9 protein-coding genes are annotated in these 6,441 nt (G+C 67.8%); 6 read left to right on the top strand and 3 right to left on the bottom strand.

The window, feature by feature from the left end:
• The coding region (locus tag CYD53_RS30575) for a hypothetical protein (RefSeq protein WP_210202462.1) at positions 1 to 238 on the top strand (238 nt) is incomplete at its 5' end.
• 121 nt (positions 239 to 359) lie between these two features.
• On the opposite strand, the gene CYD53_RS29600 is transcribed toward CYD53_RS30575, so the two are convergent.
• Complete coding sequence (locus CYD53_RS29600) at positions 360 to 842, bottom strand: GNAT family N-acetyltransferase (protein ID WP_181012086.1); 483 nt, start codon at positions 840 to 842, stop codon at positions 360 to 362.
• Positions 843 to 888: 46 nt separating this feature from the next.
• Positions 889 to 1,665 carry a trans-aconitate 2-methyltransferase gene (gene tam, locus CYD53_RS29595; protein ID WP_425428365.1) on the bottom strand — a complete coding sequence of 259 codons (777 nt, stop codon included), beginning with the start codon at positions 1,663 to 1,665 and terminating at the stop codon, positions 889 to 891.
• 310 nt (positions 1,666 to 1,975) lie between these two features.
• On the opposite strand from tam, the gene CYD53_RS29590 reads away from it, so the two are divergent.
• The 4 genes from CYD53_RS29590 to CYD53_RS29575 all read left to right on the top strand — a co-directional run bounded on the left by CYD53_RS29590 (position 1,976) and on the right by CYD53_RS29575 (position 4,872).
• The gene (locus CYD53_RS29590) at positions 1,976 to 2,461 is read left to right on the top strand and encodes a hypothetical protein (RefSeq protein WP_146056043.1); all 486 of its coding nucleotides are present in this window, start codon (positions 1,976 to 1,978) and stop codon (positions 2,459 to 2,461) included.
• A gap of 8 nt (positions 2,462 to 2,469) precedes the next feature.
• Complete coding sequence (locus CYD53_RS29585) at positions 2,470 to 2,970, top strand: hypothetical protein (RefSeq protein WP_146056042.1); 501 nt, start codon at positions 2,470 to 2,472, stop codon at positions 2,968 to 2,970.
• A gap of 137 nt (positions 2,971 to 3,107) precedes the next feature.
• Positions 3,108 to 3,809, top strand: coding sequence for a phosphatidylserine decarboxylase (locus tag CYD53_RS29580; protein WP_103721656.1), 702 nt, complete (start codon positions 3,108 to 3,110; stop codon positions 3,807 to 3,809).
• Positions 3,810 to 4,026: 217 nt separating this feature from the next.
• A complete protein-coding gene (locus CYD53_RS29575) occupies positions 4,027 to 4,872 on the top strand; it encodes a CDP-alcohol phosphatidyltransferase family protein (protein ID WP_103721655.1) in 846 nt (281 codons plus the stop codon).
• Between the two features lie 169 nt (positions 4,873 to 5,041).
• Here the strand turns inward: CYD53_RS29575 and CYD53_RS29570 are convergent, their stop codons facing one another.
• On the bottom strand, positions 5,042 to 5,401 hold the full coding sequence (locus CYD53_RS29570) for a hypothetical protein (protein ID WP_146056041.1): 360 nt from the start codon (positions 5,399 to 5,401) through the stop codon (positions 5,042 to 5,044).
• Positions 5,402 to 5,734: 333 nt separating this feature from the next.
• Between CYD53_RS29570 and CYD53_RS29565 the strand changes: the two genes are divergently transcribed.
• Positions 5,735 to 6,343, top strand: coding sequence for a Maf-like protein (locus CYD53_RS29565; protein WP_103721660.1), 609 nt, complete (start codon positions 5,735 to 5,737; stop codon positions 6,341 to 6,343).
• Positions 6,344 to 6,441: the final 98 nt, after the last annotated feature.

The raw sequence follows: 6,441 nt of genomic DNA, 5'->3' as shown, positions 1-6,441 counted from the left end.
GAACGTCGAGGCGATCCTTGGATACGTCGATGCCGACGAAAACAGCGAGAGCTTCATCCATGACCCATCCTTGCAAATGCGGGCTCGGGCCCAAGGGGGCGCTGTGAGCTTTCCGACTAGCCAAAATACGCCAGCGAGCAAGCGCACGGCGCCCCCTTGTATCTTTGATTTGCCAGTCGGTTTTGTACCGGCGAGGTTTGAGGCGGAAGTCAGCCCGGTCCCCCCTTGGGTGAGTTGAGCCCGTGGATGAGCGAGGTGCGGCTTCCGCCTTTTTGTCCCGAACCCGGACAGCCGCTCATCCGTCTCGGCTTCGCCGATCCACCTTCTCCCGCGAGGGGAGAAGGGAAGGCCAGCGCCCTTCACACCTTGCCCAACAGCTCCAGCCGGTAGCGCAATTTCACCTGTTCGCCGCTGCCATGGCTGACATAGTCCGCCGGGACGGCGGCGCTTTCGACCAGTGCGCAGCCGAGCTTTTCCAGCGTGCGCCGTGAGGCGGCATTGTCGGGCGTCGTGGTGAACCAGAGCGCGTCGAGGCCATGGGCGCGCGCCGCCGGCAGGAGCGCGCGGACCGCCTTTGCGGCGAGCCCGCGTCCGCGAAAGCCGGGCTCGACGGAAAAGCCGACCTGGCCGGAGAGATGGGTCAGGAGATGCGTGACCGCCGGCCGCAGGCTGATCGTGCCCGTGACCGTGCCATCGACCAGGATGTCGAAACGGAAGGTGCGCACGCCCCAGGGCGAGGTCTCGACCGGGTAGACATGGCTGAGCCGCAAGCTGACCTCCGCGAAGGTGAGCCCGGATGGGACGAGGTCATCCGCTTCAACCGTCGGGCCTGGCCGGGTCATGAGCGGTCCTCCTCTTGCTGTTGAAGCGTCCCGGCTCCGCCTGCGCTTACCGCGTCGCCACGAAGAACAGGCGCGGGAAGGGCAGGAGCACGCTGCCATCGGGCAGGGCAGGGTAAGCCTGCGCGATCGCGGCGGTGTAGCGTTCGAGGAAGCCTGCCCGCTGTCCTGCGTCGAGCGGGTCGAGGAAAGGGCGCAACGCCGTGCCCTTGAACCATTCGACGATCGCCGGCGGCCCGCCCGCCAGAGGATGGTGATAGGTGGTGCGCCAGATGTCGACCCCGGAGGCGCTCTCGCGCAGGAGGCGGTAGTACCAGTCGGCGCTCTGGCGGGGGCCGCGCGCCTTGGAGGCGTTCGCCAGCGCTGCGGCCCAGGGCCCGTCGGCTGCCGTCTCGCGCATCAGGACATGGGCGGGCTCATCGAGATTGTCGGGCATCTGCACGGCAAGGCAGCCGCCCTCCTTCAGCTTGGCGATGAGCGCCGGCAGCAGCGTGGTATGGTCCGGCACCCATTGCAGCGCAGCATTGGACAGGATCACGTCGAAGGGGCCGGGATTGCCCCAGCTCGCAATGTCGGCGATCTCGAAGCCGGTGCCGGGCATGCGCTTGCGGGCGGCCTCGATCATGTCGGGCGAGGAATCCATGCCGATGACCGTGGCTGCGGGGAAGCGCTGCTTGAGCAGTTCCGTCGAATTGCCGGGACCGCAGCCGATATCGGCTGCGGATGCGACATCGTCGCCTTGAAGCTGGGCGAGCAGGTCGCGGATCGGCCGGTTCCGTTCGGCTTCGAACTTGCTGTATTGCGTGGCGGACCAGCTCATCGGCATCTCCATGGCCGCGTCTTGCGGCCGCATCGGATCGGGTTCGGGCCTTTGCGCGAACGGCGCGGAGGTTACGCCCGCGACCCGAGGCGTTCCAGCCCGGATGGCGCGGGCCTGCCAAGCACCATCCAGGGCAATCCCCGAAGGGTAGGGCGCGCGGCGATGACGCTTGCGCCGACGCAAGGCGGGCCATAGGCATGAACTCCGGGCAAAGCTTGGCTCTGAGCACAGGCTGGGCTTCGAGCAAGGCCATGAGGTGGATGAGATGTGGAAGCGGCTGCGCCCGATCGGGGCGCTTCTCATCTCGTGTCTGACAATGGCTCCGCTTGCCGCCGAGCCGGCGCAGAGCTGGGCGCTGTGGGTCGTCAAGCCGGACAGGCCGGGCCATCTCGAAAGCTGCGCCTCGCTCAGGACGGTGTCCGCGCTCTCGGCCTCCACCATGCTGCCGGGCGGCCGGACGCCCTTGCGGCTCGAACAGCCGCTCTCGATCCATTGGCAGGGCGGCTATCTCGCGCAGCCGGGCGGGCCCGTGGCACAGGCCGCGCAACGCTGGAACGCCTTCGATTCCTGCTTCCTGCTGACCGTGCGCGGTGCGGTCGTTGCGGCAGGAGCCGTGCTCCGGCGGGAATCCGCCAGGCTGCTCCGGTTCGACACGCTGGTGATCCAGAGCGACAAGGCCGGAGCGCCGCTCAGCCTCGCCTTGCTGCCGGCCTTTCCCGCCGAGATCGCGCAGCCGGTCTCCCCGGCCTGGAGCCAGGCGCTGACCCCGCTCAGCACGGCCTCGGCCCCCACCCTGCGATGAGGCGTTTCATGGTCAGGCGGGGAATGCTGTCGCTGGGCGTCGTCGTCCTGCTGTTCCAGGCGATCGGGGCCGTGCAGGCGACCGGGACCAGGAAGGTCGGCCCCTTCGTGGTGATCACCAACGACAAACCCGATGGTCGCCAGGATGTCGCCGTGATCGTCTCCGGGCCGGGCGCGCCCTTCGGCCTGGCGATTCGCTGCATCGATGCGACGCTCTCGGTCGCGCTCGTGCCGCTCAAGGACGAGGGGCTGTTCGGCGCCAGGGGCCGCTCTGCGGCCGTTTCGGTCCGGCCCGCCGGGCATGAGGCGCGCGAGATGGCCGGCCGCATCGCCGAGGATCGCGCGCTCTATCTGGCGGCGCCCGCGCCCATGCTCGGGCTGGTGCTGGCGACGCAGCACATGGCGGTCTCGGTGCTCGATGCGGCCGGTGCAGCCGTCGAGACGCGCTTCGATCTGCGCCTCGCCGAGCGGGCGCTGGGCGACCTCGTCGGGAATTGCCCGGTGAGGTGAGGGCGCGCGACTGCGGGCCTCTTCCCCCCGCGCGCCGAACCCCCTAAACCAGCGCCACGCTCTGCGCCCGACTTCCGCCGCAGAAAGCCGCCACATCCGCGCCTGCCGGCGCCAACAATATCAACGGAACCTGATCCATGTCGCTCGTCGATTCCGTCCGCAAGGTGATCGTGCCCATCCACAAGGAGGGCTATGTCTTCATCGCCATCGGCCTTGGGGCGACGATCGTGCTCGCCAATCTCTGGTCGCCCTTCGGCTGGATCGGCGCGATCATCACGATCTGGATCTGTTATTTCTTCCGCGATCCGATCCGGATCACGCCGCAGCGCGAGGGGCTGGTGATCTCGCCCGCCGATGGCCGCGTCAGCCAGATCGCCTCGGCCCTGCCGCCGCCGGAGCTGAACCTGCCGGCCGAGCCGATGACGCGCGTCTCGATCTTCATGAACGTCTTCGACTGCCATGTGAACCGCGCCCCCGTCCCGGGTCGCGTCGTCAAGATGGCCTATACGCCGGGCCTCTTCCTCAATGCCGAGCTCGACAAGGCCAGCGACGACAATGAGCGCAACGCGCTTGCCATCGAGACGCCGGCCGGCATCGTCGGCGTCGTCCAGATCGCCGGGCTGATCGCGCGCCGCATCGTGCCCTTCGTCAAGGAGGGCGATTCGATCGCGACCGGCGAGCGCTTCGGCCTGATCCGCTTCGGTTCGCGCGTCGACGTCTATCTGCCCACAAGCGTGATCCCGCTGGTCGGAGAGGGCCAGACCGCGATCGCCGGTGAGACGGTGCTGGCCGATATGAGCGGCAACGAGGCGGTGAAGCGGGCGTTCCGGGGGATTTGAGGGCAGGGGTGTCATCCCGTGCGCACTGCGGCATGGAATGCCGCGGTGCAGACACGGGACCGCGAGACGAGAAAAGCGCCCTCTCGCCCGGAGCCAGGGTGATGCACCCCTTCCTGATCACGGTCCCGCATCTGCGCAGCGGCACTTCGCGCCGCAGCGCGTGCGGGATGACAGCCGGTTCTAGCCTCCGCCGTCAAAACCGCGTATTCCCGCTCGCATGAGCGACCTGTTTCCCCCCTTCGAGCCCGAGCGCGTCGAATCCAAGCGCGCCCGTTTCAAGCCGATCCCGTTCCGGCTGATCGCGCCCAATGTCGTGACGCTGCTGGCCTTGTGCCTGGGCCTCACCGCGATGCGCATGGTCGTCGAGGGCAAGCTCGAGATCGCGACCGTCTGCATCCTGATCGCGGCTGCGCTCGACGGCGTCGACGGCCGCCTGGCGCGCATGCTGAAGGGCACCTCGCGCTTCGGCGCCGAGCTCGATTCGCTTTCCGATTTCGTCAATTTCGGCGTCGCCACCGGCTATGTGCTGTGGATCTTCGTGCTGCACGATCTGAAATCCTTCGGCTGGATCATCGTGCTGACGCTGGCCTGCGCCATGGCGCTGAGGCTCGCGCGCTTCAACGTGATGATCGACGATCCCAACCGGCCCGACTGGCAGAAGAACTTCTTCGTCGGCATGCCGGCGCCTGCGGGTGCGATCACCGCCATGCTGCCGCTCTATCTGCAGTTCATCGGCCTGCCGGTGGCGGAATATGGCGCGCCATTCGTCGGCCTCTACATCCTGTTCATCGCCTTCCTGACGATCTCGCGCATCCCCTGCTATGCCGGCAAGACGCTGGGCACGCGCGTGCCGCGCGACAAAGTGCTGCCGATCTTCGTGGCGGTCGTCGTCGTGGCGGGGCTGCTCTTCGCCTATCCCTTCGAGATGCTGGCGCTGATCGTGGTCGCCTATCTCGCGCTGATTCCGCTCAGCGTGGCGCGCTATCGCAAGCTCGAGCGCCAACATGCGGCGGTGCTGGCGGGGCCGGCCGTCGCGGCGGAAGCGCCGGCCGACGGCGCCTGAAATGTCATCCCGCACGCGCTGCAGCACGCCAGTGCTGCCGCGCAGATGCGGGACCGCGCGACGCGAAGGCGCCCCTTCTGGAGTGCGCCGCGATACGTGCTTTTTCTGATGACGGTCCCGTGTCTGCGCCGCAGCACTGCGTGCCGCAGCGCGCACGGGATGACAGCGCTCAGCGCTTGCTCGCGCGGCCCGTGAGTCTGCTCGCATTGGCGCGGGTGCGCTTGGCGAAGGGCTCCAGCGAGCTGTTGGCGACCTTGGCGGCGGCCTCGGCGAAATCGACCTGCGCCAGCGGGTTGAGCGCAAGGCCCCACCAGAACATCGCGGCGGCTTGAGAGGCGGCAAGCCCGCTTTCCATCACGGCCGAGACCTTCTCGCTGACGGCCTTGGCCGCCTCGCGCTGGCCATGGCTGTCGCCGAAGGCGCCCTTCAGCAGGATCGGCATCCGCATGGCGATGGTCAGCCCCGCATCGGCCTGCATCGTCAGCACCTTCGTGGCGAGCGCCTGCGCTTCCACCCCCGCTTTTGTCACGGCGGACGGATGCTTGCTCGATATTGCCATAAGGGAGTGACTCCGAAACGCGGGACGCACAGCCCGCTTGGGATCGTAGTGTGGTGCGTTGCGCGCCATTGTGCAATGCGGCGCGGCCCGTATTGCCGCCTATAATATGCGCAAGGTGAATGGCCGGAGTGAAACGCGCTTGGTCGCGTGCGTCTGGCGCATCACGTTGGCGACGGATTTATCCGCCGCGGAAAATGCTCTAGAGCCTTAGCGGCAAGTGCGCGCCGCCCGTTGCGCGCCTCCAATTCGTCGAGCCGCCTTGTGAGCTTCTTCGCCTCTCCCAAACATCCCGGCTGGCGCCCCATGCTGGTCCTGGCCTCGGCCTCGCCGCGCCGGCTCGCGCTGCTGGAGCAGGCCGGTCTCAAGCCCGACGCGCTGCTGCCGGCCGATCTCGACGAGACCCCGCTCAAGGGCGAGCGCCCGCGCGACCTTTCGCGCCGGCTTGCTCGCGAGAAGGCGGAAGCGGCGCGCGAGGGCGCCAGGAGCAGGGCCGATCTCGAAGGCTGCTACATCGTTGCCGCCGATACCGTGGTCGCGGTCGGCCGGCGCATCCTGCCCAAGGCCGAGATCGTCGACGAGGCGGCCGCCTGCCTGCGCCTGCTTTCGGGCCGCGCGCACCGGGTCTATACCGGGGTCGCGGTGGTTGCGCCCAACGGTACGATCCGCGACCGCATCGTCGAGACGCGCCTGCGCTTCAAGCGGCTCTCCAGCGAGGATCTCGAGATGTATCTCGCCTCGGGCGAATGGCGCGGCAAGGCCGGCGGCTATGCCATCCAGGGCATCGCCGGCTCCTTCGTCATCAAGCTCGTCGGCTCCTATACCGGCGTCGTCGGTCTGCCGCTCTACGAGACCGTCAACCTGCTCGGCGGCGAGGGCTTCCCGATCCGCTTCGGCTGGATGAATGTGGGGTGAGATTGTCCTGCCTGGATAGATTGGTGACAGACGAGCCCGGATAGAAGGGTGACAGTTTTTCCCTTGATAGTTGGGAGGGCTGGACCATGCCGTGGCGA

It is taken from the genome of Allobosea psychrotolerans, assembly GCF_002917105.1.
In the GTDB taxonomy this organism is placed as follows: Bacteria; Pseudomonadota; Alphaproteobacteria; order Rhizobiales; family Beijerinckiaceae; genus Allobosea; species Allobosea psychrotolerans.
The sequence above is the reverse complement of the archived record's forward strand: the minus strand, read 5'-3'. Positions and strand labels throughout refer to the sequence as shown.

Bases quoted from the DNA above. Each gene is read 5' to 3' on its own strand.
- CYD53_RS29600 (WP_181012086.1), bottom strand. From the start codon at position 842: ATGACCCGGCCAGGCCCGACGGTTGAAGCGGATGACCTCGTCCCATCC.
- tam (WP_425428365.1), bottom strand. From the start codon at position 1,665: ATGCCGATGAGCTGGTCCGCCACGCAATACAGCAAGTTCGAAGCCGAA.
- CYD53_RS29590 (WP_146056043.1), top strand. From the start codon at position 1,976: ATGGCTCCGCTTGCCGCCGAGCCGGCGCAGAGCTGGGCGCTGTGGGTC.
- CYD53_RS29585 (WP_146056042.1), top strand. From the start codon at position 2,470: ATGGTCAGGCGGGGAATGCTGTCGCTGGGCGTCGTCGTCCTGCTGTTC.
- CYD53_RS29580 (WP_103721656.1), top strand. From the start codon at position 3,108: ATGTCGCTCGTCGATTCCGTCCGCAAGGTGATCGTGCCCATCCACAAG.
- CYD53_RS29575 (WP_103721655.1), top strand. From the start codon at position 4,027: ATGAGCGACCTGTTTCCCCCCTTCGAGCCCGAGCGCGTCGAATCCAAG.
- CYD53_RS29565 (WP_103721660.1), top strand. From the start codon at position 5,735: ATGCTGGTCCTGGCCTCGGCCTCGCCGCGCCGGCTCGCGCTGCTGGAG.